This is a genomic window from Pseudomonas lundensis, assembly GCF_015377145.2.
Taxonomy (GTDB): domain Bacteria; phylum Pseudomonadota; class Gammaproteobacteria; order Pseudomonadales; family Pseudomonadaceae; genus Aquipseudomonas; species Aquipseudomonas lundensis.
Window position 1 is genome coordinate 1,412,421 of the sequence record NZ_CP062158.2, and the last position, 25,571, is coordinate 1,437,991.

Consider the following 25,571-nt stretch of genomic DNA (forward strand, 5'->3'; position numbering starts at 1 on the left):
AAAGGGCTCCTTGAAGGAGCCCTTGGGCCGCAGCCCGCCGCCCGGATAGGACGACATGGTTAACGTGTTGCGTATTCGAGGTGATGTCGGAATGTGCCCAGAGTTAGCCGACGGCGTGAAGTTCGTTGAGTCTGTGGATGCCCGCAGTGCCTGTCATACCGTCCCAGTTGTCGCCGCGTCCTTCGCGCCAGCCATTAATCCATGCCTGGCGCACCGACGGTAGAGTAAAAGGGCAAAGCTCACGGGACTTTCCGTTAACGCCATATTGGTATCCGCGCAAGAAAGCTCTTTCCAACGGATCACGCTTAAGTCTTCTCATAGGGTATTGCCCTCACTTGTTGACTGTTTTATATCGCGTCGACCTGACTCAGGTCGGGGCAGAGTGCTTCTGCCGTGGGTGGCTCGCTGCCGGCGTGGCGAGCATTTTTGTTATCACCTGCGCGGTGACAACCTGCGTTCAGTTCTAACCAATGTGGTTGGGTGTGTGAATGATCGTTTTGTCATAAGGACGTAACGATAGTGGTGTTCAGGCCATAAGAAAGGGAGGCCTTTTGCCCCTTTCTACGACCAAAGCCTGATCCTGCGAGTGTTTGCAAAGATGATGCGTTTCATTCTCCGCTGCGAATGACCGCCTTATTTGCTCGGGTACTATTCGACGAAGGGTCTGAATATGTCCCTTTGTTTCAAGATGAATGACCTGTCTCAGCGTCTAAACTCTTCATGCCTGCGGGCAAGGTTGGGCGCGGGGATGGACCGGCACAGTCTCGTGCCACGCGAGCGCTCTTCAAGAAAAGCGCTTGATTGAAAACGGAGCAGGCAATGCGTTGCCTCTTCACAGATAGCTAAAAGCTCAGGAATCCCATGTCGGATCGTTACGAACTCTTCCTTACCTGCCCGAAAGGCCTTGAAGGCTTGCTCCTTGAGGAGGCCACTGGCCTTGGCCTTGAGGACGCTCGCGAGCATACCTCGGCCATTCGTGGTACTGCAGATATGGAAACTGCCTACCGTCTTTGTCTCTGGTCGCGTCTTGCTAACCGCGTATTACTGGTGCTCAAGCGTTTTCCGATGAAGGACGCCGAGGACCTCTATCACGGCGTGCTGGAGGTTGACTGGCAGGATCACATGGTGCCCGACGGCACCTTGGCGGTGGAGTTCAGCGGCCACGGCTCCGGCATCGACAACACCCACTTTGGTGCGTTGAAAGTCAAAGACGCCATTGTCGACAAATTGCGCACGCCGTCCGGCGAGCGTCCGTCGATCGACAAAATCAGCCCTGATTTGCGTATCCACCTGCGACTGGATCGGGGTGAAGCCATTCTGTCGCTGGATCTGTCAGGCAGCAGCCTGCACCAGCGCGGTTATCGCTTGCAGCAAGGCGCTGCGCCGCTCAAGGAAAACCTTGCAGCAGCCATCCTGATTCGTGCGGGCTGGCCGCGCATGGCAGCTGAAGGCGCTGCGCTGGCTGACCCGATGTGCGGTGTGGGCACATTTTTGGTCGAGGGCGCGATGATTGCCGCCGACATGGCGCCTAACCTCAACCGCATTCATTGGGGCTTTGACGCCTGGCTCGGCCACGTACCGGCGATCTGGAAGAAACTTCACCAGCAAGCCACTGAGCGAGCTGAAGCGGGCATGTCAAAACCGCCGTTGTGGATTCGGGGTTATGAAGCCGATCCGCGCCTGATCCAGCCTGCGCGCAACAACATTGAGCGCGCCGGTCTGAGTCACTGGATCAAGATTTACCAGGGTGAAGTTGCGACGTTCGAACCTCGCCCGGATCAGAACCAGAAAGGCCTGGTCATTTGTAACCCGCCGTATGGCGAGCGCCTGGGCGATGAGGCGAGCCTGCTCTATCTCTACCAGAACCTGGGCGAGCGCCTGCGTCAGGCCTGTTTGAACTGGGAGGCGGCGGTGTTCACGGGCGCGCCTGACCTGGGCAAGCGCATGGGCATTCGTAGCCACAAACAATATTCGTTCTGGAACGGCGCCTTGCCGTGCAAGTTGCTGCTGATCAAGGTCGTGCCGGACCAGTTCGTGACGGGTGAGCGTCGTACCCCTGAGCAGCGTCAGGCTGAGCGCGAGCAGGCTGAGTCCGATCTGCCGTCCAACATTGAAGCACCGGGTAAATACGAAAAATTCAATAAGAACGGTAACCCGATCAAGCCGGTTCCCGTGGTGGTTGAGCAGCCGCGTCTGAGCGAAGGCGGGCAAATGTTCGCCAATCGTCTGCAAAAGAACCTCAAAGCCTTGGGCAAATGGGTCAAGCGCGAAGGCATCGATTGCTACCGTGTCTACGATGCAGACATGCCTGAATACTCGATGGCGATTGATCTGTACCACGACTGGGTGCACGTTCAGGAGTATGCAGCGCCCAAATCCATTGACCCGGAAAAAGCCTCGGCGCGCATGTTCGATGCGCTGGCGGCCATTCCTCAGGCATTGAACGTCGATAAAAGCCGTGTGATCGTCAAGCGGCGCGAGCGCCAGAGCGGGACCAAGCAGTACGAGCGCCAAAGCGCGCAAGGCAAGTTCACCGAGGTCAATGAAGGCGGCGTGAAGCTGCTGGTCAACCTGACGGACTACCTGGATACCGGTCTGTTCCTCGACCACCGCCCGATGCGCATGCGGATTCAGCGCGAGGCGGCCGGCAAGCGTTTCCTGAACCTGTATTGCTACACCGCAACCGCCAGTGTTCACGCCGCTAAAGGGGGCGCGCGCAGCACCACGAGCGTGGATTTGTCCAAAACTTACCTGGACTGGGCGCGTCGTAATTTGTCGCTCAACGGTTTTTCAGACAAGAACCGTCTGGAGCAGGGCGATGTGATGGTATGGCTCGATGCATGCCGGGAAGAGTACGACCTGATCTTTATCGATCCGCCGACCTTTTCCAATTCCAAGCGCATGGAAGGCATCTTCGATGTCCAGCGTGACCACGTGCAATTGCTGGACCTGGCGATGGCGCGTCTGGCGCCCGGCGGTGTGTTGTATTTCTCCAACAACTTCCGCAAGTTCATCCTCGATGAGCACCTGGAAGCGCGTTACGCCGTCGAAGAAATCACTGCCAGCACGATTGATCCGGATTTTGCCCGCAACAGCAAGATTCACCGCGCCTGGAAAATCACGGCGCGTTGATCGCGCACCTGTCATCCCGGGCTGCAGGCAGGGATGACAGAGGCCATACACAAAAACGCCCCGGCTCGAGTGAGCCGGGGCGTTTTTTATGGCTTCGTAAAAGCCTTATTGGGCGATTGAAATCGCACTGTTCGGCAGTTGCGGTTGACGATAAAGATCCAGCAGGACCTGGTCGAGGACGGCCGAGGCGCCCCATGGGCGTGGGTCATTGAGAATGGCCACCACGGCCCAGGTGTTGCCATTGCTATCACGGCTAAAGCCCGAGATCGCACGCACCGTGTTGAGAGTGCCGGTCTTGATGTGAGCCTGACCGTTCATGGCGGTGGTTTTCAGACGCTTGCGCATCGTGCCGTCCTTGCCAGCAATGGGCATGGAGCTGATGAACTCGGCGGCGTAGGGGCTTTTCCAGGCGGCCTGGAGCATTTGAGCCATTTCACGGGCGCTGACCCGCTCGGCACGAGACAGGCCTGAGCCGTTCTCCATCACCAGGTGCGGCGCCGTGATGCCTTTCTTGGCCAGCCACTGACGAACCACACGCTGGGCTGCTTTGGCGTCATCGCCGTCGGCATCCGTGCGGAACTGCGCACCCAGGCTCAGAAACAACTGCTGAGCCATGGTGTTGTTGCTGTACTTGTTGATGTCACGAATGATTTCAGCGAGGTCTGGCGAGAAGGCGCGGGCCAGGACTTTGGCGCTTTTAGGGACGGAACCCTGGCGATCTTGCCCCAGAATACTGCCGCCCAGTTCTTTCCAGATCGCGCGAACGGCGCCTGCGGTATACGTGGCGTGGTCAAGCAGCGACAAGTAGGTCTGCGAGTTGCAGCCATCGCCCAATTGACCCGTGACGGTTACAAGTACTGAGCCGTCCGGCTGCGGCACCGGGTTGTAACGCACGTCACCCGTGCATTGCTTGGCGTTGACGGCTTTTACCTGATTGTCCACGCGGATGCTGGCAATCGGCGGCTCAACTGATATCAAGACCTTGCCTGAGTCGTTGCGTGCAACAAAGCGCAGCGCCTTGAGGTTGACCATCAGCGCGTCGGGCTTGACCAGGAACGGCTTGTTCTTGTCATTGCCGTCGTCATCAAACACTGGCAATTGCGGTTGCTCGAAGAAGCTGCGGTCCAGCACCAGATCCCCGGTGACTTGTTGCACGCCATTGGCACGCAGGTCGCGCATCAGTAGCCACAGCTTTTCCATGTTCAGCTTGGGGTCGCCGCCGCCTTTGAGATAGAGGTTGCCCTGCAGGATGCCGTTGCTCAGCGTGCCATCGGTGTAAAACTCGGTTTTCCACTGATGGGTAGGGCCGAGCATTTCCAGGGCTGCGTAGGTGGTGACCAGCTTCATGGTGGAGGCCGGGTTCATTGAGACATCAGCATTGAACACAGTCGGTACGCCGGGGCCGTTGAGCGGCAGCATCACCAGTGATAGTGCGTTGTTTTGCAATTTGTTGGTTTTGAGCGCCTGCTGAACCTTGGGCGAAAGTGTGGTGTTGACCGGGGCTGCGTTGGCCCCAAAGGCAAATGGCAGCATCAACCCGGCGAGTAGCAGTGGACGTAAAGACTTGATCATAAAAAGTAATACCCTGCAGGCGAGGGGAAAAAATACGAGGGCATGATGAAAATTCCCTCAATGGTCATGAAAGTGACGGCATTATGCCCCAAGGTCGTCAGTCTTGTGCATTGCCGTGATACACACGTGCATTGATTAAATGCACAAAACGATGAGCCGTCCACACTGAACCGGGCACGTACAGCTCGAAACTGGTAAAGTGCCGCCGTTATTACTTAAGAGGATTGTTCAATGGCTACTAATCGTTCCCAGCGTCTGCGCAAAAAGCTGTGCGTTGATGAATTTCAGGAGTTGGGTTTTGAGCTGAACCTGGATTTCAAAGAAGACCTGTCGGAAGAAGCTATCGACGCTTTCCTCGAAGCGTTCTTGAAAGAAGCCATGGAAGCCAACGGCCTTGGTTATGTTGGCGGCGACGACTACGGTCTGGTGTGCCTGCAGAAGCGCGGTTCGGTCAGCGAAGAGCAGCGTGCCGCTGTTGAAGCCTGGCTGAAAGCTCGTCCAGAGCTGACCAGCGTTGAAGTGAGCCCGCTGCTCGACGTGTGGTACCCGGAAAAGCCTATCAATCCGGTAGCCTGATGTGATGCATGGAGGCAGCCTGTCTGGCTGCTTCCATGCGGCTGTTCTGCAAGATCCTCTGGCCCGTCCGGGCGACCGATACACATTCCTTGATTATTTTTTGCCTGCATTCCTTGCGCCCCCGTGCGTGCGTTTTTTAGCCGTGTAGTCGAGGGTGAGACGGCTTCGTACGTGGTTATCTGCGTGCATGGGTGTGTCCGGCTCACTCATCACGCTTTCGCGAATGCAAAAAAAAAGGACAAGGGATGAGCTTGTCCTTTTATCGATTGGCAATCAGGGCATCAGTCGTAGATGACCTTTTTCTTCCAGTCCGCATCAGCTTCGTCAGTTTTCAAGCCCTCGGTCAGTTCGTTGACCTCATCTTTTGTCGGCTCAAGCTTGGTAAGCACCAGCGAATTTGCCCGCGCCAGTTGTTCTTCCATTTCCTTCAACGCGCTGCTGTACATGGCGGGTTCAGGTTGTTTGCGCAGGTACTGGGCGCCGCGTTCATAGGCAAGGCGTGCCTGCCCCGGCTGATTTTGCTGGAAGGCCAACTGCCCAAGGTTGTTGAAGAATTCGATGTGCAGCACGACCAGCAAATGGCGGATCTCTTTGATCCAGCGTTTGGCTTCGTTAGTAGGCAGAAAGCCATCTTGCACCGCGCGGGTGATTTGCCCGTGCAATGTTTCCAACAAGAAACGCACATCCTTGGCCTTGGCTTCAGTCAGGATCGGGCCGGGCGGGTTATTGACGGGGATCGACTCGCCTTGGCCCACCAGTGCGTTCAGCTCGGCAATACGCGCCTTGACTGGCGCACTGTTCTTATCCAGATGCAGCAGGCGCTGGCAGGCATTGAGCTCCAGGCGTGTCAGCAAGTGCTTCAAGCCGGGCGACATCAATTGGCCGGGGAAGGTTTCGCTGACTTCGCTGCAACGACGAACGCGGTCAGTCAGTTCGACCTTCAGGCGCGCCTTTTCGAGTTTGTTGTTTTCCACCACATGGTTCATGTAACCGATGGCGATCAATAGGACGATCCCGGCCACTACAAGCAGGGTGATCATGGATGGTGTCAACGTGAAAACCTCTTTGGATAGTCAATGGGCTTTATTTTGGTGTTGCGAACAATCTTGAAGGTCAGAGCTCTCGTCTATAAAGAGGCAGATGTGTTGGATGTGGTACAGAGTGCCACTATTGTGCGGTGCCAACTATAACTCCTTGTAGGATGTCGGAATATAGGCGTCAGGACTTGGGCGCTAGACGGCGTAGGAAATGGTCTTAAGTTTGGGGAAGTCATTGATTTCAATATATTTTCATATTGGGGTTGACGACTTCTAAAACCATCCCTAGAATGCGCGCCAATTGCAGCGTAAAGCACACAGCGAAACGCAGTAACCAGTGAAGTTGTAGCGTGTCCCCTTCGTCTAGTGGCCTAGGACACCGCCCTTTCACGGCGGTAACAGGGGTTCGAGTCCCCTAGGGGACGCCAATGCGGGAATAGCTCAGTTGGTAGAGCACGACCTTGCCAAGGTCGGGGTCGCGAGTTCGAGTCTCGTTTCCCGCTCCATTTTTAAGCAGCTTCGCTCTCGGGCGGGGTTGAGTGAAAGCCAAAACATTAGCTTCGGTCAATGTGATTGGCACTGAAACATGCAGCGTATGTTTCGGGCAACGTCCCCTTCGTCTAGTGGCCTAGGACACCGCCCTTTCACGGCGGTAACAGGGGTTCGAGTCCCCTAGGGGACGCCATTATTGCGGGAATAGCTCAGTTGGTAGAGCACGACCTTGCCAAGGTCGGGGTCGCGAGTTCGAGTCTCGTTTCCCGCTCCAAATTTTGTTTTCTGAAGTCAAGCAACATTCAGGAAGCATAAAAAGATCAGCTGAGGCTGATTTTTTTTGTGTCACGAGCAGCCTTGCCTTCGGGTGAGGTTGAGTGAAACGCCAGCGCAGCAATTGAGTTTGATGCGGCTGGCACTGAGACATACAACGTATGTTTTGGGCAACGTCCCCTTCGTCTAGTGGCCTAGGACACCGCCCTTTCACGGCGGTAACAGGGGTTCGAGTCCCCTAGGGGACGCCATTTTGCGGGAATAGCTCAGTTGGTAGAGCACGACCTTGCCAAGGTCGGGGTCGCGAGTTCGAGTCTCGTTTCCCGCTCCAAATTTTGTTTTTTGGAGCAACGCAGTTTCAAAAAACACATAAAAGCAGCCTACGGGCTGCTTTTTTTGTGCCTGCGATTTATAGGCCGTGCTCAATCCGTGCGGCTTTGCACAATCACTCCTGCGCCTCAATAACAGTCAAATACGTGTTCTTATCATTAAGCGTCACCGCCCGCTGGACGGTATGACTGCTAAGGTTGGACATATCCCCTTGTTCAGTCAGTACTGACCTGAACCTTGCGTCACCTTCGTTGTTCAAAACCATTAATGCTCCGATCAAGCCGACACAACACAACAAGAGAATCCGTATGAACAATCTTAAAAAGTGGCTCAGTGGCTCGCTTCTGGCCTTTGGGATCGTCACGCAACCGGTGTGGGCACAAAGCCAGGCAACACCGGTTCATTTCGCAGATCTCACGTGGGAAAGCGGCAGTTTTATCACTGAGGTGCTGCGCCAGCTCACCGAAAAGGGCTACGGCGTCAGCACCGACACATTGCCAGGCAGCACTGTCAGCCTTGAAGCGGCGTTGGCTAAAAACGATATTCAGGTGATCGGCGAAGAGTGGGCCGGGCGCAGTCCGGTGTGGGTCAAGGCTGAAGCACAAGGCAAGGTCTTCGGCCTGGGCGATATCGTGAAAAACGCCAGCGAAGGGTGGTGGGTACCGGAGTACGTTATCAAAGGCGATCCGAAAAAAGGGATCGAGCCCTTGGCGCCCGAGCTGAAGTCCGTCAGCGATCTGGCCCGTTACAAGGATGTATTCCGCGATCAGGAAGACCCGAGCCGCGGGCGCTTTCTCAACAGTCCCAGCGGCTGGACGTCTGAAACCGTTAACAGTCAAAAGCTCAAAGCCTACGGGCTGGATAAAGATTTTGTGAATTTCCGGACAGGTTCCGGGGCTGCGCTGGATGCCGAGATCAGTTCTTCGATCAAACGCGGCAAGCCGGTGTTGTTCTATTACTGGTCCCCGACACCTCTGATCGGTCGCTATCGGTTGATCAAGCTGGAAGAACCTCCATTTGATGCCCAGGCCTGGAAAACCCTGACCGACGCGAACGATCCAAACCCCAAGGGCACGCGTTCGTTGCCTGCGAAATTGGCGATTGGCGTTTCTGCCCCCTTCAAATCCGAGTACCCGCAGTTGGTGCAGTTTTATGAGAAGGTCGACTTCCCGATCGACCTGCTGAATCAGACGCTGGCGCAAATGAGTGAAAAACGAACCGAACCGCGTAAGGCCGCGCTGGCTTTCCTGCGTGAACAGCCGCAGATTTGGGAGAAATGGGTAACCCCTGAGGCCGCCCAAAAGGTTAAATCGGCGTTATAAACCGTCTATTTCTCAGAACAAGAGCCGTGCATGTTTCCTGAAAATCTGACGTTCTCCATCGCCGGTTGGGTCAACGATGGGGTCGATGCGCTGGTAAGCAATTATGGGGATGTGTTGCGCAACATCTCTGACACGTTGCTGTGGGCCATTATTCACCTTGAAAACCTGCTGCGCCTGACGCCGTGGTGGCTGATGCTGGCCATCGTCGGCGCCATTGCCTGGCATGCCACCCGCAAGATCATCAGTACGCTGTTAATCGTCGGCTTGCTGTTCCTGGTCGGTGCGGTCGGGCTTTGGGACAAGCTGATGCAGACCCTGGCGTTGATGATGGTGGCCACCGTGATTTCGGTGCTCGTCGGCATTCCCTTGGGCATTCTGGCTGCGCGCAGCAATCGTCTGCGGGCGGTGATGATGCCGTTGCTCGACATCATGCAAACCATGCCCAGTTTCGTTTACCTGATCCCGGTGCTGATGCTGTTCGGTCTGGGCAAAGTTCCGGCCATTTTCGCCACGGTCATTTATGCCGTACCCCCGTTGATCCGCCTCACCGATCTGGGCCTGCGTCAGGTGGATCGCGAAGTGATGGAGGCCATCAACGCATTTGGTGCCACCCCGTGGCAGCAACTGTTTGGCGTGCAATTGCCACTGGCCTTGCCGAGCATCATGGCCGGGATCAATCAGACCACCATGATGGCGTTGTCGATGGTGGTGATCGCTTCCATGATCGGGGCCAGGGGATTGGGCGAGGATGTGCTGGTGGGCATTCAAACCCTCAACGTCGGCAAAGGGTTGGAAGCAGGATTGGCCATTGTGATTCTCGCCGTGGTGATTGATCGCATTACTCAGGCTTATGGTCGGCCACGGCACGGAGAGCGTAAATGAGCGCAGTGACCGAGAGCAAAATCGAAGTCCGTCATGTGTTCAAGGTCTTTGGCAACCGCGAAAAAGAGGTGCTGGCGCTGATTCGGGCGGGCAAAAGCAAGGATCAAGTCCTGGCCGAAACCGGCTGCGTGGTGGGCATCAATGATTTGTCGCTGTCGATCCAGGCGGGGGAGGTCTTCGTCATCATGGGTCTGTCCGGGTCGGGCAAGTCGACGCTGGTTCGCCACCTGAACCGTTTGGTCGACCCTACAAGCGGTCAGATCCTGGTCGATGGTGAAGATATTCTTCAGTACGACATGTCAGCCTTGCGTCACCTGCGCCGCCATAAAATCAGCATGGTGTTTCAGAATTTTGGCCTGTTGCCCCATCGCACCGTGCTGGAGAACGTGGCCTACGGGCTCAAGGTGCGTGGCGAAAGCAAAGCGCAGTGCAATGAGCGCGCACGGCACTGGATTGGCGTGGTGGGCTTGCAGGGTTATGAACAGGCGATGATTCATCAATTGTCGGGGGGCATGCGTCAGCGCGTAGGGCTGGCAAGGGCCTTGGCCACCGATACCGACATCATCCTGATGGACGAAGCCTTCAGCGCGCTTGATCCCTTGATCCGCGCCGAAATGCAGGACCAGCTGCTCGAACTTCAGCGCACGCTGCAAAAAACCATTGTCTTCATTACCCACGATCTGGATGAGGCGCTGCGTATCGGCCACCGCATTGCCATTCTCAAGGACGGGCAATTGATACAGGTCGGGACGCCGCAGCAAATACTCAACGCGCCAGCGGATGAGTACGTCGATCGTTTTGTGCAACGGCGGCGCACAGAGGTGTAAGCGAGAAGTAACCCGCTACCGCAGTTGAAAGGTGTGCATTGCGTTTAATGAAAAGACAGTCCAGTCCCGGGCATAGCGCCGGGCGGACTGGCCTTTACATGCCACCGCAATGGACGCTCTATGAAAACCCTCTCCACGACCCCCGGGTTATTGTCACGTTTCAAGGTTCTGGGCAGCTTCAATGCCCAACATTTTCCGCCGCGTCCCACGCTGTTCAGTGTGCTGGCCCGCCAACTCAATGAGGCGCTGGCAGAGAAGTACCCAAGCCTCGACCTTGATGTGACCGGTTTGCATATCGCTGAGCCTTGGCCAGTGGCGGCCGCCTTAATCACACCCGAGAACGGCATGCCCCGGCACTTTCGGCTGATGTCCCCGGTGGACATGCTGATCCAGAGTTACATTGATGCGCGGCCGGTGACCCTGATCCAGGGGTTCCATCGGTTGACCGACGACACCCGCGAGCGCGATCCCCACCCATTGGCTGTACACATGGATGACCTGCAAACGGCCATCAATGAATGCGCTGCGTTGCTGATCGACATTTGGCAGCACGCGCTGACGCAGTTTTGCAGTGTGGGCAACGGGCAAGGCAGATCGCCGTTTCAGTGGTTGAGCCATGTGCAGCAATGGGGGCTGCAATCGACGTTGGCTGACGATCAATACGTCCCCGCCTTGACCAATGAGCAAGCGGTTTCGATGGCCGTGGTGGCCAGCTTTGCGGACCGGGAAAGCCGCCAAAAAGGAACGGAAGAAACCCCGGTGCGGGCGTGCCTGGTTTACCTGCAGGCGCTCAAGAATCTACGAGTGGAGCGCTTTCAATTACCCGGTGTGATGCTTGTTACGCGGCAGATGAAGCAGCGCCTGCTGGTGCTGAGTTACTCCCTGGAATCCGGTATTGAAGTGTTTGAATCGTTGGCGGATCACGCTAGCCAACTGGCCCGCCGCCTTCAGGACACGTTCGAACAACCAGTGTTTGCATGGGCGTTGCATGAACCGCAAGGTGACTTTTTTACCGCACTTTCCTGCACCCTGCTGGATGAGCAGTTGCGCACTGTGCAGGCGCTTGGCGAAACGGCCCGGCGCGAACAGTGGAGTGCCTTGCGTCTGGAGCAGAAACTGGATGCAGCTGTGGGCATGTTCCCTTTGTTCAATGAGCAAGACCGACCGTGGCTGAACCATGTCATGACGAAATTGCCTGCATGGCTCAAGCAGGCATCGGCGCAGCACCTGCTGGCCTACAGCAAACTGATGATTGCCCAAGCCTTGTTTCAGCAGCAATCACAGGGGAAAACATTCCTGGACGGGATCGAGGCCTTGCCGACATTTGCCGAGCAGCTAATCAGACAACGGCTGGACAGGGATCACCCCGGCGCAGACATCGACATCGCCAGGGTCGAGATTCATGACCTCGGGGTCGAAGTGCTGACCCTGCCGATTTTTACCGATAAGACGCTGCCCCTGACCGAGTTTGTCCTGAGCTATCGCGGCGGCTGGCCTGTCGGGCTTATTAGCGTTCAGGGGCGCGACGCCGCCGTTTTGCCAGATTGGTTCACCGCAGATTATGCGCGGCAGTTAGTGGACGAGCTGGATGTTGGCTCGCAGTACATCGCGCAGATCAAACGGTTACTGATTGATGAGGCGGATGAGGTCGCGCGTCGTAAAACCTTGTTCAAGTCCCAACTGAGCGTGCAACTGCCGCTGTTTGCCCTGGAAAAACTGATCAAGGGTGAAGCCGGGTTTACGCAACAGGGCTGGAACATCGTGAACGGCCTGATGCGTCCCGATGCACACGACACACTGGAGAAAAGTGGCCTCTGTGTGCGGCCGTTGGGTTTCATCGCCTATGAGGGGGCGCCCACCGATTATGTCGCCAACATGTTTGTACTGGGCCCGCGTCAGGTCGGCACAGGCCCGTTTATCCTCTATCAACCCTTCGCGTCTGAACCGTTGCTGGAGTGTGCAACATGGGCAGCATTGTTTGCCGCCATCAGCGAATCTGAAGACCTGAATTACAGCGTGCTGCAATGGCTTAATGATGATGCGCGCGCGTTGTACGCTGAAGGCGGGTTTGCCAGACCGCATCTTGAGGGGGTATTGCTGGAAGGCTTTCTGGCGCTGTTACCGCGCAGTCCTGCGATGTTGAGCACTCAGGCCGTAGTGGGTAACTACTTTGACGCGCTGTTTGAGGCCAATGCCCAGGCATTGCTTTCATTGGCGGACAAACAAACCGTCACCGTGGCTGAGCGGCGTTGGCTGTTGGTTAAAAAAGCGGGTTGGGCCTTGTTCAATGGCCTCACGTTTTTCGTCAATGGGCCATTGCAGAAGGCTGCCTGGTTGCTCCAGACCTTGCTGAGCATTGATAACACGCTGCATGCGCGTTTGAGCGGGGACAAAGAGGCCGCGTTGGAGTCGGTGATCGACCTGTTGCTCAACATCAGCCTGGCGTTATTGCAGGAAGGTCTGAATTTCAGGGCGCAGGCCAATGACAGACGGCGCCTGAGGGTGCCTGTTGATGAGCCCTTGTTCTCACGTTATGAATCACCTTCTGCGCCCCAGGTGAAACCTCCCGTGTTGCCGCTGATAACCCCTAAAAAACGGCCGGACCTCACCCCTTCGGCTGCGCAGCATTATTCGGCATTGGACGTGCACTGGTTCAGTCCGTCGCAGCGCTTGACCGGCGCGCAGCGTCTGGAGCTTGAAACCTATGAAGTGGCCTTTGACCTGGCCGGTGCCACGCTGATTGAAGTAGGTGAATTGGCTGGAATCCTGACGTATCAAGGTTTGTCCTACGTGCGCCTCGCTGACAAAACCTATTGCGTGGCGCGTGATGCTGAAGGCTTGCACATTCAGGATGTACAGCAAGCCGATCGTCGAGGGCCTCGCCTGATGAAAGACCTTTCGGGTCAATGGCAATTGGATTTGCGCTTGGGTTTAAAAGGAGGCGGGCCTAAATCCAGGATCAAGAAACTGCGGGAAGAGAAACAAAAGAAAGTTGACGAACTGCTTCAGCAAGCTGAAATCCTCAAAGGCCAACTTCACGACAATGAGCGCGTGATGCAAGTCACCGAGGGGCTTCTGGAAATCGCAGTTGACCGTCGGGCAACGTTTCTTGAGCGTTTCAGCGTTGAGTTTGAAAGCTGGCGGCTGAAGATGCACGAACTGATCAACCTCTTGGACAAGGTCGAAGCGATCTCGCCGTTGGAGTCGCGTGCGACGTTTCTCCATCATTGCTGGGTAAGTTTGACCCTGCAGCATTTCAAATTACAAAACTATTATGAGTCTGAACGCCAGAGCCTCCCGGTCTACAACTCTCAAGTGGACTTTCTGGATAAGGCGCTGGACGTGGTCCAACAGATGAGTGCCGGTTCTGTCAGTTCGTATGAAACGTGGATTGAGCACCTGGAAAAAGCTCGCACTATCGAAGCCAAACTGTTTTCCAACTCGGCGCTGGAACTTGAAGCCCTCAGGCACGTCGATGGGCGCCCTTTACCCAAGGACAGTGCGTTGCGCGAGCTAAAAAACATGGAGGAACATGAGTACTTCGATCGTCATTGGTCGGCTGTGTATCTGGAAACCCTGTGTGAGCTGGTAATCCGTCGGGGGGCGGTTAACTTGTCTGCGGAAGAAGAGCATGCCTTCAACTTATTTGGCAGTGCAGCACTGGTTGATACGGCGTGGTCGCAACTGAGTTTGCGGATGGATAATCAGCTGTACAGCCAAGATCAGATTGCGCTGCTGGACCGCGCTATCGAGCAGTACTACACAGCAGAAAGTCTGTGCGCGAACCTGATCCATCTGGAGTCCGAGCATTTTCGCAACGAGTACCTCACTCCGATCATTCAGGTGGTCAGGCACTTGAGAGTGTTTGCAGAATCCCAGCTCGAAAAAGTCATTCGCGATTCCGAAAGTTCGTCTTCTGACTATGAAGAGCCGCGGCCGGGGCCCAGCCGATTGGCGTATGCAGCACTCAGTAAAAAGACGGCGACATCCGGAGCGCCACAACAGGTGATTAAAACCACCACCCATCAGGTATTGGTCGGCGCCCCGCGCGAATCATCCGAGGGTCAATCTGGCGGCGTGGTGGATGTGACCGAAGGCTTTGGCAGGCTGTCCGTCCATACCTATAAGCAGGTCGAAAACGGTGCGTGGGAGGAAATCACTCAACGTCGACCGGCTGTGCAACTGGCCACTCAATCCAGAGATCTCTCGCGGCTGGTAGCTGACGGTCGACGCCTGCTGGCCAAGGTCGACAGTGCGATTGAAACCAGCCGTTCCAGCGCCATGACTTCAAAAATCCCCGTCGAAATCGAAGAGATTCTGGAATTCAAAGGCAAGAGCCTTGATGAGGTGGCGGTTCAGATCGACCGGATTGTGACGGCCGTCAGCACTGAACCGGAAACCCTGAACGAAACGCGCAAACAGGCAGCCCGGGCACTGAGCGAACAATTGAAGGCAGAGGCCATCAAGTTGCGCGCGTTGGGTAAACGTTTGCGAATCAGCATGATCAAGCGCCTCCCGCCGACGGGCCCCAATGTGGAGTATTTGAATACGCAGGGAGAAATCAGGATTCGGCGCCTGGGTGAGCGCAAGTTCTTGTCCCGCGGCCAGCGCAAGGATTACCTGCAGGAATACGCCATCGACGACAAGCAGGGGGCAGCGCTGTGGTACGCGCACTTTCATTACAAAGCGCTCGATACCCCGACGGCTGCGTTCGATGTGGCGCATCTCAAAACGGCAGCCCAGCGGCGGTTGAGTGAACAGGCGCTGTATTCAAAGGCCGGCACCTCGCAAGAAGTGATTGAGGTGTACCGCGCCAAACTGGATACGGCATTGGCCCAGCGGCTGTTCCTGTCGATCCCTTAATGGCGGGCTCTTATTGCACGTCGTAGCGAACGGTGAGCACGCCTTTCTTTTCTTTGATCGACAGGATGGGCACTGTCTTCAAGTGCTTCAACGAGCTGACATGGGTGCCAGCGCATGGATGGGTGGGCAGTTCACCGAAGCCGATGAAACGCTGGTCGCCTTCCATGCGCGTCATCCGCGGCAAGTCTGCGTCGATCCAGCGCTGCAGTTGCTCCTCGACCTGTTGCGCCTGCAGCGGCTGAGGGGCGTTGCCCGGGACGAAGCTGACCCGGCATTCACCGGGCCAATGATGCGCTTTGCTGGGGATCCAGCCAGCGCGTTCGCCACAGACGCCGATCAAATGACCGGCCGAATGCAGGCGGGTATTCAAAAGGCGCCGCGTCGCATCGACTCGGGCCTGGGTTTCCCCGGTTTGCACTGCGGCGTTGACCACATGCACCACGTGCTCGACATCATGGAAAACCTTGATCACTTCGCTGTCCCCAATCCAGCCTGTGTCGCTGGGCTGCCCGCCACCCTGTGGATGAAAAGGGGTGCGACTCAACACCACCGCAAATCCATCGTCACACGGGGCGCAGCTGAGCACATCGACCTGCGCGGTGAGTCCATCTTCGGTAAAAAACAGGCGTGGGGTCATGGGGAGGTTCCTGAAAAACGAGTTTTTAAAGTATAAGGACGTCACCTTTGCGTGATAATCCCTTCAATTTTCAATGGACCTGTGCGCTGTGAGCATAAATCTACCGTTGTCCTTATTGGCCGAAATGGCGATTTTCGTGAAGGTGGTCGAGGCCGGTAATTTTTCTGAAGCGGCGCGGCAACTGGGTACCTCGCCCTCTGCGGTGAGCCGCAGCATTGCCCGGCTGGAAAAGGCATTGGCCATCCGTTTATTGCAGCGCACCACCCGCAAACTGCGCCTGAGCGATGGCGGGGAGCAGGTGTATAAGCGCTGCCGGGATGTGGTGGGCGCGGCGCAATCGGTCATGGAAGTCAGTGGACGGTTTACCCAAGAGGCTGAAGGTCTGGTGCGCGTGAGCGTCCCCAAGGCCATCGGCCGCTATGTCATCCACCCGCATATGCCCGAGTTCCTGCGCCGCTTCCCGCACGTGGATGTGCAGTTGGTGCTTGAAGACCGGTATGTGGATTTGATTGATGGCAACGTCGACTTGAGCATTCGCGTCACTGACCAGCCCGCGCCGGGCTTGGCGGGGCGGCAATTGTGTGTGATCGAGCAACTGCTGTGCGCAACCCCTCAGTACCTGGCGTCACACGGCGTCCCGCAACAGCCCGAAGATCTGCGCCATCACAGCTGTATTTGCCTGGGCGAGACTCCGGCCGATGCACGGTGGAAGTTCAAGCAGGGCAGCGCATCCGCTGTGGTGGGGGTGAAAGGGCGGTATGCCGCCAATCACACGGGGGTTCGGCTGGATGCGGTGTTGCAGCACATCGGAATTGGCAGCCTGCCGTACTTCACGGCGCGTCAGGCACTGGAGCAAGGGCGCATCGTTCAGGTGTTGCCCGAGTGGGACTTTATTGCGTCCTACCACGGTGGCGTGTGGCTGCTGTACGAGCCGACGCGTTATCTGCCGCCGAAATTGCGGGTGTTTATCGACTTTCTGGTTGAACGGCTGGCGCAAGAAGCGAGTCGGCCGCAGTCAGCCTCTAGTCCGGACGCGAGCACTGCCTAAGTGCCACACCCGCCGTGACAGTGGACCTTAAAACAGCCGGGCGAAAAAAAAGGCCCGTCCGGGTAACCGGGCGGGCCTGATGTGGTGCTGGGCGCCGATCAGTGTTGCGGGCTGTCTTCGCCTGTCGGCAACGCCATGAACTGCTTTTCCTGATTCCAGTCGAACGGTTCGCCGTTTTCTTCGGCTTCATGACGGCGCTCTTCAAGCGCCTCATACATGTCCAGTTCTTCATCGGACAGGAAGTTGAAGCATGCACCGCCGAAGTACCACAGCAGATCGCGGGGCACCAGGTGAGCGATTTGCGGGTAGCGTTCGATCACCTGGCACATGATGTCCTGGCCCAGGTACTGACTCTCGATCGGATCGACCGGCAATGCGCTGCGCATTTCGTCGAACCGTTCGATAAACAATGCGTGGCTTTCTTCGGGGATCTGCTCGGCATCACCGACAGCAACCAGAATGCTGCGCAGAATGTCGAGCAACACGAGGTTGTGGTTGAGATCGTTGGTGGCCATTGCGGTGTCCTCTAAAGCAAAACGGGCGCGGGAGTATAAAGCTCCGCGCGCCTGCTGTCGTGCTATCGAACTTTTCCTTCGCTGTGGGTGAGTGCTTCCTTCGAGAAATCGTCGACGTCGATCACCTTGCGACGTGCCGCCTCGGCCTCGCGCAGGGTCTGCGCCTCGGCCGGTTGCAGCACGCCAGCGGTGAGCGCCGCATCAATCGCATGTTCCCCTGCGGCCGGTTTGACCTGGCCGCTTTTGAGCCCTTGATGGAGTTTTTTGAACAGCGGTTGGGCGGCGCTAAGCAGTTGACTGGCATGTTGCAAGGCGCCGACCGGATCGTCAGCCGATTGCGGGCGATAGCACCCGGCTAGTACGGCCTCCAGTGTCGGATCGCCTTTGGCGCGTCCCAATACGGCGGCCACCTCGGCGTCCAGTGCATCGTCCGGCCCGGTGTGACGTCGGCCAAACGGGAAGACAACCCCGCGCAGCAGCCAGCCCAAAGTGCGGCTCGGGAAGTTTTTCAGCAATTGATCCAGTGCCCGCTCGGCCTGTCCCAGGCTTTCTTCCATGGCCCAGGTAAACAGCGGGTTCAGATGCTCGGGTGAATCCAGATCGTGATAGCGCTTGAGGGCTGCGCTGGCCAGGTACATATGGCTGAGCACATCGCCCAGACGCGCCGACAGGCGTTCGCGACGTTTAAGTTCGCCACCCAGCAGCATCATGCTCAGGTCTGCCAGCATCGCGAACGCTGCAGCCTGACGGTTCAAGGCGCGGAAATAGCCTTGGCTCAACGCGTTGCCCGGTGCGTGTTCGAAGCGACCCAGCCCCAGGTTCAAGACCAGCGTACTAGCGGCGTTGCTGACAGCAAAACCGATGTGTTTGAGCAGCAGGTCATCAAACTCGCGCAGGGCCTGTTCGTGGTCCTCGCGCCCGGCCAGTGCCATTTCCTTGAGTACAAACGGGTGGCAGCGAATGGCACCCTGGCCGAAGATCATCAGGTTGCGCGACAGAATGTTCGCGCCTTCCACGGTGATGAAGATCGGCGCCCCTTGCCAGCTGCGACCCAAATAGTTGTTGGGCCCCATGATGATGCCTTTGCCGCCGTGCACGTCCATGGCGTGGCTGATGCATTCGCGGCCACGCTCGGTGAGGTGGTATTTGAGGATGGCCGACAACACGGACGGTTTTTCCCCCAGATCGACGGCATTGGCCGTCAGCATGCGGGCGCTGTCCATCAACCAGGCATTGCCGCCGATACGGGCCAGCGCTTCCTGAATGCCTTCGAACGCTGCGAGGGGCACGTTGAACTGTTCGCGCACCTGAGCGTATTGCCCGGTGACCAGGCTGGTGAACTTGGCTGCGCCGGTGCCTACGGCCGGGAGGGAAATCGAACGGCCCACGGACAGGCAGTTCATCAGCATCATCCAGCCCTTGCCGAGCATCTCCTGCCCGCCAATCAGGTAGTCCAGCGGAATAAACACGTCTTTGCCCGAGTTGGGGCCATTCATGAAGGCTGCACCCAGGGGCAGATGGCGTCGGCCAATCTCGACCCCTGGAGTGTCGGTCGGAATCAGCGCGAGACTGATGCCCAGATCTTCTTCCTCACCCAACAAGTGGTCGGGGTCATGGGCCTTGAAGGCCAGGCCCAGCAGCGTGGCGACCGGGCCGAGCGTGATGTAGCGCTTTTCCCAATTCAGACGCAGACCGATAACTTCCTCGCCTTGCCACTGGCCTTTGCAAATGATGCCGGTGTCGGGCATGGCGCCCGCGTCAGAACCAGCAAGCGGGCCGGTGAGGGCGAAGCACGGGATGTCGTCGCCCCGGGCCAAGCGGGGCAGGTAGTGGTTGCGCTGTTCATCCGTGCCGTAGTGCAGCAGCAATTCAGCCGGGCCGAGGGAGTTGGGCACCATCACCGTGGACGCCAGGTCGCCACTGCGGGTGGCGAGTTTCATGGCCACCTGTGAATGCGCATACGCCGAAAAGCCCTTGCCGCCAAACTCCTTGGGAATGATCAGTGCAAAGAAACCGTGTTGCTTGATGTGCGCCCAGGCTTCAGGGGGCAAGTCCATGCGCTGGCCGATGTCCCAGTCCGAGACCATGGCGCACAGTTCTTCGGTGGGGCCGTCAATAAAGGCCTGTTCTTCATCGGTCAGCTGGACTTTGGGATAAGCCAGCAACTGATTCCAGTCGGGACGACCGCTGAACAATTCGCCATCCCACCACACGGTGCCAGCGTCGATGGCGTCGCGCTCGGTTTGCGACATGGGTGGCAGGGTTTTTTGAAACCAGTTGAACAGCGGGGCGGTGAACACCTTGCGCCGCAGATCAGGCAGCAACAACAGCGCGGCCGGTATCGCCAGCAGAATCCAGAAGATCCCCAGCAGCCAGCCCGGTGCATGGCTGAAAATGGCCATGGCCACGAGATAGACAGCCACCACGCCCATGGCGGGCAGCGGTGCAACGCGGCGATGCGCCAGCCAGGCGACGCCAACGATTAAAACCACAATCCACAACAACAGCATATTCAATCCTCCGTGAAACCAGTGGCGGGAACCTTCTAGAGCTTAGTCGCAAGTCTTGTTCGGGGTGCTATGGATAGTGACCTCACCCGGGAGGCGGAGTTCGTCCTGTGGGGTTAGACTCCTGCGGCGTCTATCAATCAGGAGTTGAGTCATGCTGAAAGTGTGGGGTCGCAAGAATTCATCCAATGTCAGAAAAGTCCTGTGGTGTGCCGAAGAGTTGGCCTTGCCTTACGACCGAGAAGAGGCCGGTGGTGCGTTTGGGGTGGTCGATAGCCCACAGTACCGGGCGTTAAACCCCAACGGTCGGGTGCCGATGATTGAAGACGACGGTTTCGTGTTGTGGGAATCCAACGCCATCGTGCGGTATCTGGCTGCCCGTTATGGCTCAGACACTTCCTGGTATCAGCGCGATGTGTGCGTGCGCGCACAGGCAGACAAGTGGATGGACTGGACCACGTCGACATTTGCAGGGCCTTTCCGCGATCTGTTCTGGGGGATGTTGCGTACGCCAGCCGAGCAGCAGGACTGGGTGTTGATCAACGGTGCGAGTAAAACGTGCGCAGAGTTGCTGTCGATTGTGGATCAGGCCTTGTCGGAAAAACCTTATTTGTCGGGTGATGAAATTGGCATGGGCGACATTCCGCTGGGGTCATTCATTTATGCCTGGTTTGAAATGCCCATTGAGCGCCCTTCAATGCCGCATTTGGAAGCGTGGTATGAGCGCCTGAAACTGCGCCCGTGCTACCGCCATGCGGTCATGACCGCGTTGACTTAATACTCACTATTAATACGGGCGACTGTACTTGTGCGTCGAGGCCAAGCACCATGCTGCCAGCGTGTCGGACTTGTATGACAGACGGCTCGCCCATACTTACACCTCCTATTCCCCCATCTTGGTGCGTAATCAGATATGAGTTCCGCTCTGTCCATACGGCAGCTAACCAAAACCTACGGCAACGGTTTCCAGGCCCTGAGTGGTATCGATCTGGATGTTTCTGAAGGTGATTTTTTCGCATTGCTTGGCCCCAACGGCGCCGGCAAATCCACAACCATTGGCATTCTCTCGACGCTGGTGAACAAAACCAGCGGCACGGTGAATGTGTTCGGCCATGACCTGGACCGCGAACCCGCCGCCTTGAAGCGTTGCATCGGTGTGGTGCCCCAGGAGTTCAACTTCAACCAGTTTGAAAAGACCTTCGACATCGTCGTGACCCAGGCGGGTTATTACGGCATTGCGCCCAAAGTCGCCAAGGAACGCGCTGAGAAATACCTGACCCAGCTCGGATTGTGGGACAAGCGCGACACGCCCTCGCGCTCATTGTCAGGGGGCATGAAACGCCGCCTGATGATTGCTCGCGCCCTGGTGCACGAGCCGCGCCTGTTGATTCTCGACGAGCCGACGGCGGGGGTCGACATTGAGCTGCGTCGTTCGATGTGGACGTTCCTTACCGAGCTGAACGAGCAGGGCACCACCATCATCCTCACCACCCACTACCTGGAAGAGGCTGAGCAACTGTGCCGCAACATCGGCATCATCGATCACGGCACCATCGTTGAAAACACCAGCATGCGCCAGTTGTTGGGCCAGCTGCATGTCGAAACCTTCCTGCTGGACCTGAAAACCCCATTGCAGGCAGCGCCGCAGCTGATCGGTTACCCGAGTCAATTGCTCGACAGCGTGACGCTGGAAGTTCAGGTGGACAAACAGGTCGGCATTACCGGTTTGTTCACCCAACTGGCTGCCCAGCAGATTGAAGTGGTGAGCTTGCGCAATAAAACCAATCGCCTTGAGGAGTTGTTTGTGTCGTTGGTCGAGAAAAATCTGGCGAAGGTGGCGATATGAGCTCGGAGCTGCGCCCCAATCTGATTGCGTTGAACACCATTGTTTACCGCGAAGTGCGCCGTTTCATGCGCATCTGGCCGCAAACGTTGCTGCCGCCAGCGATCACCATGGTTCTGTACTTTGTGATCTTCGGTAACCTGATTGGCCGACAAATCGGCGATATGGGTGGTTTCACCTATATGGAGTACATCGTGCCCGGCCTGATCATGATGTCTGTGATCACCAACTCCTACGGCAACGTGGTATCGAGCTTTTTTGGCAGCAAGTTCCAGCGCTCCATCGAGGAATTGATGGTGTCGCCGGTATCGCCGCACACCATTTTGATCGGCTACACCGTGGGCGGGATTCTACGAGGCTTGATGGTGGGCGTGATCGTGACGTTGCTGTCGCTCTTTTTCACCCACTTGCAGGTGCATCACCTGGGGTTGACGGTGGCCGTGGTATTGCTGACGGCGACCATTTTTTCGCTGTTGGGCTTCGTTAACGCCGTGTTTGCACGCAATTTCGATGATATTTCGATCATTCCCACGTTCGTGCTCACGCCGTTGACTTATCTGGGCGGGGTGTTCTATTCGATCTCGTTGCTGCCGCCGTTCTGGCAGACGGTGTCGATGGCCAACCCGGTGTTGCACATGGTGAACGCCTTCCGCTACGGCATTCTGGGGGTGTCTGACATCAAAATCAGCGTGGCCTTGACCTTTATGGTGGTGGCGACCGTGGTGTTGTACGTCTTGTGCGCCCGCTTACTGGTCAGCGGTCGCGGCATGCGTCAGTAATACGTTCCGCGCTTTGCAAAAAGACCCCGAACGGGGTCTTTTTTATGGGCGATTGTTTTGCCGGCGCTTCCATTGGCGGCTCACCCACCAACGCCAATACAGCTGTGTCAAGCAATAGGCCAGCGCACCCAACACCACGCCGCACACCACCGAACCGAGCAAGAAGGGTTGCCAGAGCGTAGACAGCTGCCCGCTGATCCACTCCCAGGTCAGGTCGTCCGGTAATTTACGTACCGGTACGTCCATTAGCCACGCGCCGAGTTTGTAGGTGCAATAAAACACCGGTGGCATGGTGATCGGGTTGGTCAGCCACACCAGTCCGACCGAAATGGGCATGTTGCTGCGCACGGTGATTGCGAGGAACGCGGCCAGCAGCATTTGAAACGGCATGGGAATGAATGCGGCGAATATGCCCACGGCCATGGCGCGGGATACGGAGTGCCGGTTCAGGTGCCACAGGTTTGGATCATGAAGCAGGGTGCCCATAAATCGTAAGGATTTGTGTTCCCTGATGCTTGCCGGATCTGGCATGTAACGTTTGAATAAACGCCGTGGCATGGGCCTCTCCCTGGGGTGAATGGGCCAGTATGCCCAAATTCGGCCTTATGCCTATTCAGACTTTGTGACAATTATTAAAGCGTCGTTTGCCCTGATGAACTAATCCGTGTGAAAGGGATTTTTTGGGCGGGCTATGTACACAGGGATGACAGGGCTGGCGCTGGGGTTGATGGCGTTGGGGTATTTGCCGGTACTGCCCCCGGCAGGGTGGTTAGGGGTGTTGTGCGGCCTTGCAGTAGGGCTGATGTTTTTTCGAACGTACCCGGTCGGGTTGTGGCTGCTGGGGTTGGTGTGGGCGTGCGTGCAGGGGCAGTCGGCGCTGGATGACCGCCTGTCGGATGCCCTCGACGGTCGCACCCTCTGGATTGAAGGGCGGGTGACCGGGTTGCCGCAACGCACGGCGTCCTACGTAGGGTTTGACATCGATACGCCCGTCTCTCGTCGGGCTGAGTTGCCGCGCACGCTTCGCTTGAGCTGGCAGGGTGGTCCGCCGGTTAACAGTGGCGAACGCTGGCGCCTGGCCGTGAAGCTGAAAAAGCCGCGGGGTCTGCTTAATCCTCAGGGGTTTGATTACGAGGCGTGGTTGCTCAGCAAGCGGATAGGCGCAACCGGAACGGTCAAGGACGGGCAGCGGCTGGCGACAGCCTCTGCTGCGTGGCGCGACGGGTTGCGTCAACGTTTGTTGAGTGTCGAGGCCCATGGCCGGGCGCCTTGGCTGGCGGCGCTGGTGATGGGGGACGGCTCCGGTCTGGATCGCGAAGACTGGAAACTGCTGCAAACCACAGGCACCGTGCATTTATTGGTGATCTCGGGGCAGCACATTGGTTTGTTTGCCGGATTGCTCTACGGGCTGATCGCACTGCTCGCGCGTTATGGCATATGGCCCCGAGGCTGGCCGTGGCTGCCTTGGGCGTGTGGTATGGCGTTTGTGGGGGCGGTCAGTTATGGCCTGTTGGCCGGATTTGGAGTGCCAGTGCAGCGCGCCTGCGTGATGCTGGGGCTGGTGCTGTTATGGCGTCTGCGCTTTCGGCATTTAGGGGTGTGGTTGCCATTTTTGCTGGCGTTGAATGCGGTGTTGCTGGTGGAGCCGTTAGCCAGCCTGATGCCTGGTTTTTGGCTTTCATTTGCAGCGGTTGCCGTGCTGATTTTTACGTTCAGCGGGCGTTTGGGGGCGTGGAGTCAGTGGTCTGCCTGGACAAGGCCACACGGCCTGATTGCCCTGGGGCTGTTTCCCGTGATGTGGGCCTTGGCGTTACCCGTGAGTGCGACCGGCCCGCTGGCGAACCTGGTGGCGGTGCCGTGGATCAGCCTGCTGGTGTTGCCCTCAGCGTTGCTGGGCACCTTCTTGCTGCCCGTGCCCTGGCTGGGAGAGGGGTTACTCTGGGTGTCCGGCGGTCTGCTGGACGTGTTGATACGCGGTTTGACCTGGTTGGCGGGGACATTCCCGGCCTGGTTGCCGCCAGCCGTACCGATCGGCATTTGGGTGCTGACGGCGGCAGGGGTTGTGATGCTGCTGTTGCCGGCGGGCGTTGCGCTGAGGCCATTGGGGTGGCCGCTGCTGGCATTGGCGTTGCTTGCGCCGCGCGAGCAGGTCCCGCACGGTCAGGTTGAGGTCTGGCAACTGGACGTCGGGCAAGGGTTGGCCATGCTGTTGCGCACGCGCCACCACACCCTGCTTTATGACGCGGGCCCCACGCTTCGGGATCTGGATCAGGGGGAGCGGGTGGTCGTACCTTTTCTGCGCTCGCAAGGCATCCATGAGCTGGATTTGATGCTGATCAGCCATGCCGACTCAGACCACGCAGGGGGGGCGTTGGCGGTCCAGCGAGCGCTGAACGTCAAGCAGGTGATCAGCGGCGACGTACCCGGTTTGCCCGCTCAGTTACAGGCTCAACCTTGCGCCGCGCAAGACGGCTGGGAGTGGGACGGTGTGCGCTTCTCGCTTTGGCAATGGCCGGACGCCAGCAACGGCAACCAAAAGTCCTGTGTGCTCTTGGTACAGGCTGGCGATGAGCGGCTATTGCTGACCGGAGACATCGACGCGCAGGCTGAGCGGGCTTTTTTGCGCAGCCCTTTGGCGGTCCCGGTACAGTGGTTGCAAGCTCCGCATCACGGCAGCCGCACCTCGTCGTCCCGGGTGTTTCTGAACGCGCTGTCTGCGCAACATGTCTTGATTTCACGCGGGGCTGGCAACAGTTTTGGTCACCCGCACCCTCAGGTATTGGCTCGTTACCGGGCGTTGGGCATGACGGTGCTCGACAGTGCAGAACAAGGCGCCGTGCGTTTGAGCCTGGGGGCGAAGGGGGTGGCCCTGGGCGAGCGTCAACAACGCAGGTTCTGGCGCCTTGACGGGTGACAGGGGTTTTGTGCGTGCCTGA

18 protein-coding genes and 6 tRNA genes are annotated in these 25,571 nt (G+C 57.5%); 17 read left to right on the forward strand and 7 right to left on the reverse strand.

Annotation, left to right across the window (positions count from 1 at the left end):
• Positions 1-103: 103 nt before the first annotated feature.
• A complete protein-coding gene (gene rmf / locus IF654_RS06880) occupies positions 104-319 on the reverse strand; it encodes a ribosome modulation factor (RefSeq protein ID WP_010448881.1) in 216 nt (71 codons plus the stop codon).
• 542 nt (positions 320-861) lie between these two features.
• Between rmf and rlmKL the strand changes: the two genes are divergently transcribed.
• The gene (gene rlmKL, locus IF654_RS06885; protein WP_047282857.1) at positions 862-3,132 is read left to right on the forward strand and encodes a bifunctional 23S rRNA (guanine(2069)-N(7))-methyltransferase RlmK/23S rRNA (guanine(2445)-N(2))-methyltransferase RlmL; all 2,271 of its coding nucleotides are present in this window, start codon (positions 862-864) and stop codon (positions 3,130-3,132) included.
• A 105-nt stretch (positions 3,133-3,237) separates the two neighbouring features.
• On the opposite strand, the gene dacB is transcribed toward rlmKL, so the two are convergent.
• Positions 3,238-4,704, reverse strand: a complete 1,467-nt coding sequence (gene dacB, locus IF654_RS06890; protein WP_047276292.1) for a D-alanyl-D-alanine carboxypeptidase/D-alanyl-D-alanine endopeptidase — start codon at positions 4,702-4,704, stop codon at positions 3,238-3,240.
• Between the two features lie 231 nt (positions 4,705-4,935).
• Here dacB and IF654_RS06895 point away from each other — a divergent pair, with 231 nt between their 5' ends.
• Positions 4,936-5,280 (forward strand): YggL family protein, encoded by a 345-nt coding sequence (locus tag IF654_RS06895; RefSeq protein ID WP_047276290.1) that lies wholly within the window; start codon positions 4,936-4,938, stop codon positions 5,278-5,280.
• 281 nt (positions 5,281-5,561) lie between these two features.
• Here the strand turns inward: IF654_RS06895 and IF654_RS06900 are convergent, their stop codons facing one another.
• Positions 5,562-6,320, reverse strand: coding sequence for a hypothetical protein (locus IF654_RS06900; protein ID WP_047276289.1), 759 nt, complete (start codon positions 6,318-6,320; stop codon positions 5,562-5,564).
• A gap of 349 nt (positions 6,321-6,669) precedes the next feature.
• Between IF654_RS06900 and IF654_RS06905 the strand changes: the two genes are divergently transcribed.
• The 10 genes from IF654_RS06905 to IF654_RS06950 all read left to right on the forward strand — a co-directional run bounded on the left by IF654_RS06905 (position 6,670) and on the right by IF654_RS06950 (position 15,306).
• Positions 6,670-6,745: transfer RNA gene (locus IF654_RS06905), tRNA-Glu, on the forward strand.
• A 2-nt stretch (positions 6,746-6,747) separates the two neighbouring features.
• A tRNA-Gly gene (locus IF654_RS06910) sits at positions 6,748-6,823 on the forward strand.
• 103 nt (positions 6,824-6,926) lie between these two features.
• Positions 6,927-7,002, forward strand: a tRNA-Glu gene (locus IF654_RS06915).
• A 5-nt stretch (positions 7,003-7,007) separates the two neighbouring features.
• Positions 7,008-7,083, forward strand: a tRNA-Gly gene (locus tag IF654_RS06920).
• A gap of 174 nt (positions 7,084-7,257) precedes the next feature.
• Positions 7,258-7,333, forward strand: a tRNA-Glu gene (locus IF654_RS06925).
• A gap of 4 nt (positions 7,334-7,337) precedes the next feature.
• Positions 7,338-7,413, forward strand: a tRNA-Gly gene (locus IF654_RS06930).
• A 307-nt stretch (positions 7,414-7,720) separates the two neighbouring features.
• Complete coding sequence (locus tag IF654_RS06935) at positions 7,721-8,734, forward strand: ABC transporter substrate-binding protein (RefSeq protein WP_194862641.1); 1,014 nt, start codon at positions 7,721-7,723, stop codon at positions 8,732-8,734.
• Positions 8,735-8,764: 30 nt separating this feature from the next.
• Positions 8,765-9,616, forward strand: a complete 852-nt coding sequence (locus IF654_RS06940; RefSeq protein ID WP_047276285.1) for an ABC transporter permease — start codon at positions 8,765-8,767, stop codon at positions 9,614-9,616.
• Positions 9,613-10,443 (forward strand): quaternary amine ABC transporter ATP-binding protein, encoded by an 831-nt coding sequence (locus IF654_RS06945; RefSeq protein ID WP_052892188.1) that lies wholly within the window; start codon positions 9,613-9,615, stop codon positions 10,441-10,443. The genes IF654_RS06940 and IF654_RS06945 overlap by 4 nt, the downstream gene beginning before the upstream one ends.
• A 120-nt stretch (positions 10,444-10,563) precedes the next feature.
• Entirely contained in the window at positions 10,564-15,306 is a 4,743-nt protein-coding gene (locus tag IF654_RS06950; protein ID WP_194862640.1) for a dermonecrotic toxin domain-containing protein, read from the forward strand.
• 10 nt (positions 15,307-15,316) lie between these two features.
• On the opposite strand, the gene IF654_RS06955 is transcribed toward IF654_RS06950, so the two are convergent.
• A complete protein-coding gene (locus IF654_RS06955; RefSeq protein WP_083334060.1) occupies positions 15,317-15,943 on the reverse strand; it encodes a hypothetical protein in 627 nt (208 codons plus the stop codon).
• A gap of 88 nt (positions 15,944-16,031) precedes the next feature.
• Between IF654_RS06955 and IF654_RS06960 the strand changes: the two genes are divergently transcribed.
• Positions 16,032-16,991, forward strand: coding sequence for a LysR family transcriptional regulator (locus IF654_RS06960; RefSeq protein ID WP_094988425.1), 960 nt, complete (start codon positions 16,032-16,034; stop codon positions 16,989-16,991).
• A 98-nt stretch (positions 16,992-17,089) separates the two neighbouring features.
• On the opposite strand, the gene IF654_RS06965 is transcribed toward IF654_RS06960, so the two are convergent.
• Together IF654_RS06965 and IF654_RS06970 are read right to left on the reverse strand one after the other, a co-directional pair.
• The gene (locus IF654_RS06965) at positions 17,090-17,506 is read right to left on the reverse strand and encodes a PA2817 family protein (protein ID WP_047276279.1); all 417 of its coding nucleotides are present in this window, start codon (positions 17,504-17,506) and stop codon (positions 17,090-17,092) included.
• A gap of 62 nt (positions 17,507-17,568) precedes the next feature.
• Complete coding sequence (locus tag IF654_RS06970; RefSeq protein ID WP_047277334.1) at positions 17,569-20,016, reverse strand: acyl-CoA dehydrogenase; 2,448 nt, start codon at positions 20,014-20,016, stop codon at positions 17,569-17,571.
• Between the two features lie 151 nt (positions 20,017-20,167).
• On the opposite strand from IF654_RS06970, the gene IF654_RS06975 reads away from it, so the two are divergent.
• From IF654_RS06975 to IF654_RS06985, 3 genes are all read left to right on the forward strand, one after another.
• Entirely contained in the window at positions 20,168-20,791 is a 624-nt protein-coding gene (locus tag IF654_RS06975) for a glutathione S-transferase (protein ID WP_047276275.1), read from the forward strand.
• A gap of 135 nt (positions 20,792-20,926) precedes the next feature.
• Positions 20,927-21,859, forward strand: coding sequence for an ABC transporter ATP-binding protein (locus IF654_RS06980; protein WP_047276274.1), 933 nt, complete (start codon positions 20,927-20,929; stop codon positions 21,857-21,859).
• Positions 21,856-22,635: an ABC transporter permease gene (locus tag IF654_RS06985; protein ID WP_047276272.1), complete on the forward strand. Its 780-nt coding sequence runs from the start codon at positions 21,856-21,858 to the stop codon at positions 22,633-22,635. Before IF654_RS06980 ends, IF654_RS06985 begins: the two co-directional genes overlap by 4 nt.
• A 42-nt stretch (positions 22,636-22,677) precedes the next feature.
• Here IF654_RS06985 and IF654_RS06990 read toward each other — a convergent pair whose 3' ends face one another.
• Positions 22,678-23,193, reverse strand: a complete 516-nt coding sequence (locus IF654_RS06990) for a DUF2062 domain-containing protein (RefSeq protein WP_047280950.1) — start codon at positions 23,191-23,193, stop codon at positions 22,678-22,680.
• Between the two features lie 133 nt (positions 23,194-23,326).
• On the opposite strand from IF654_RS06990, the gene IF654_RS06995 reads away from it, so the two are divergent.
• On the forward strand, positions 23,327-25,549 hold the full coding sequence (locus IF654_RS06995) for a DNA internalization-related competence protein ComEC/Rec2 (RefSeq protein WP_194862639.1): 2,223 nt from the start codon (positions 23,327-23,329) through the stop codon (positions 25,547-25,549).
• Positions 25,550-25,571: the final 22 nt, after the last annotated feature.

Excerpts from the sequence above, each read along its gene's own strand:
- IF654_RS06975 (WP_047276275.1), top strand. The coding sequence starts at position 20,168 with ATGCTGAAAGTGTGGGGTCGCAAGAATTCATCCAATGTCAGAAAAGTC.
- IF654_RS06965 (WP_047276279.1), bottom strand. The coding sequence starts at position 17,506 with ATGGCCACCAACGATCTCAACCACAACCTCGTGTTGCTCGACATTCTG.
- IF654_RS06945 (WP_052892188.1), top strand. The coding sequence starts at position 9,613 with ATGAGCGCAGTGACCGAGAGCAAAATCGAAGTCCGTCATGTGTTCAAG.
- rmf (WP_010448881.1), bottom strand. The coding sequence starts at position 319 with ATGAGAAGACTTAAGCGTGATCCGTTGGAAAGAGCTTTCTTGCGCGGA.
- IF654_RS06985 (WP_047276272.1), top strand. The coding sequence starts at position 21,856 with ATGAGCTCGGAGCTGCGCCCCAATCTGATTGCGTTGAACACCATTGTT.
- IF654_RS06995 (WP_194862639.1), top strand. The coding sequence starts at position 23,327 with ATGTACACAGGGATGACAGGGCTGGCGCTGGGGTTGATGGCGTTGGGG.
- IF654_RS06950 (WP_194862640.1), top strand. The coding sequence starts at position 10,564 with ATGAAAACCCTCTCCACGACCCCCGGGTTATTGTCACGTTTCAAGGTT.
- IF654_RS06955 (WP_083334060.1), bottom strand. The coding sequence starts at position 15,943 with ATGACCCCACGCCTGTTTTTTACCGAAGATGGACTCACCGCGCAGGTC.
- IF654_RS06900 (WP_047276289.1), bottom strand. The coding sequence starts at position 6,320 with ATGATCACCCTGCTTGTAGTGGCCGGGATCGTCCTATTGATCGCCATC.
- IF654_RS06970 (WP_047277334.1), bottom strand. The coding sequence starts at position 20,016 with ATGCTGTTGTTGTGGATTGTGGTTTTAATCGTTGGCGTCGCCTGGCTG.
- IF654_RS06980 (WP_047276274.1), top strand. The coding sequence starts at position 20,927 with ATGAGTTCCGCTCTGTCCATACGGCAGCTAACCAAAACCTACGGCAAC.
- IF654_RS06940 (WP_047276285.1), top strand. The coding sequence starts at position 8,765 with ATGTTTCCTGAAAATCTGACGTTCTCCATCGCCGGTTGGGTCAACGAT.
- IF654_RS06935 (WP_194862641.1), top strand. The coding sequence starts at position 7,721 with ATGAACAATCTTAAAAAGTGGCTCAGTGGCTCGCTTCTGGCCTTTGGG.
- IF654_RS06895 (WP_047276290.1), top strand. The coding sequence starts at position 4,936 with ATGGCTACTAATCGTTCCCAGCGTCTGCGCAAAAAGCTGTGCGTTGAT.
- IF654_RS06990 (WP_047280950.1), bottom strand. The coding sequence starts at position 23,193 with ATGCCACGGCGTTTATTCAAACGTTACATGCCAGATCCGGCAAGCATC.
- dacB (WP_047276292.1), bottom strand. The coding sequence starts at position 4,704 with ATGATCAAGTCTTTACGTCCACTGCTACTCGCCGGGTTGATGCTGCCA.
- rlmKL (WP_047282857.1), top strand. The coding sequence starts at position 862 with ATGTCGGATCGTTACGAACTCTTCCTTACCTGCCCGAAAGGCCTTGAA.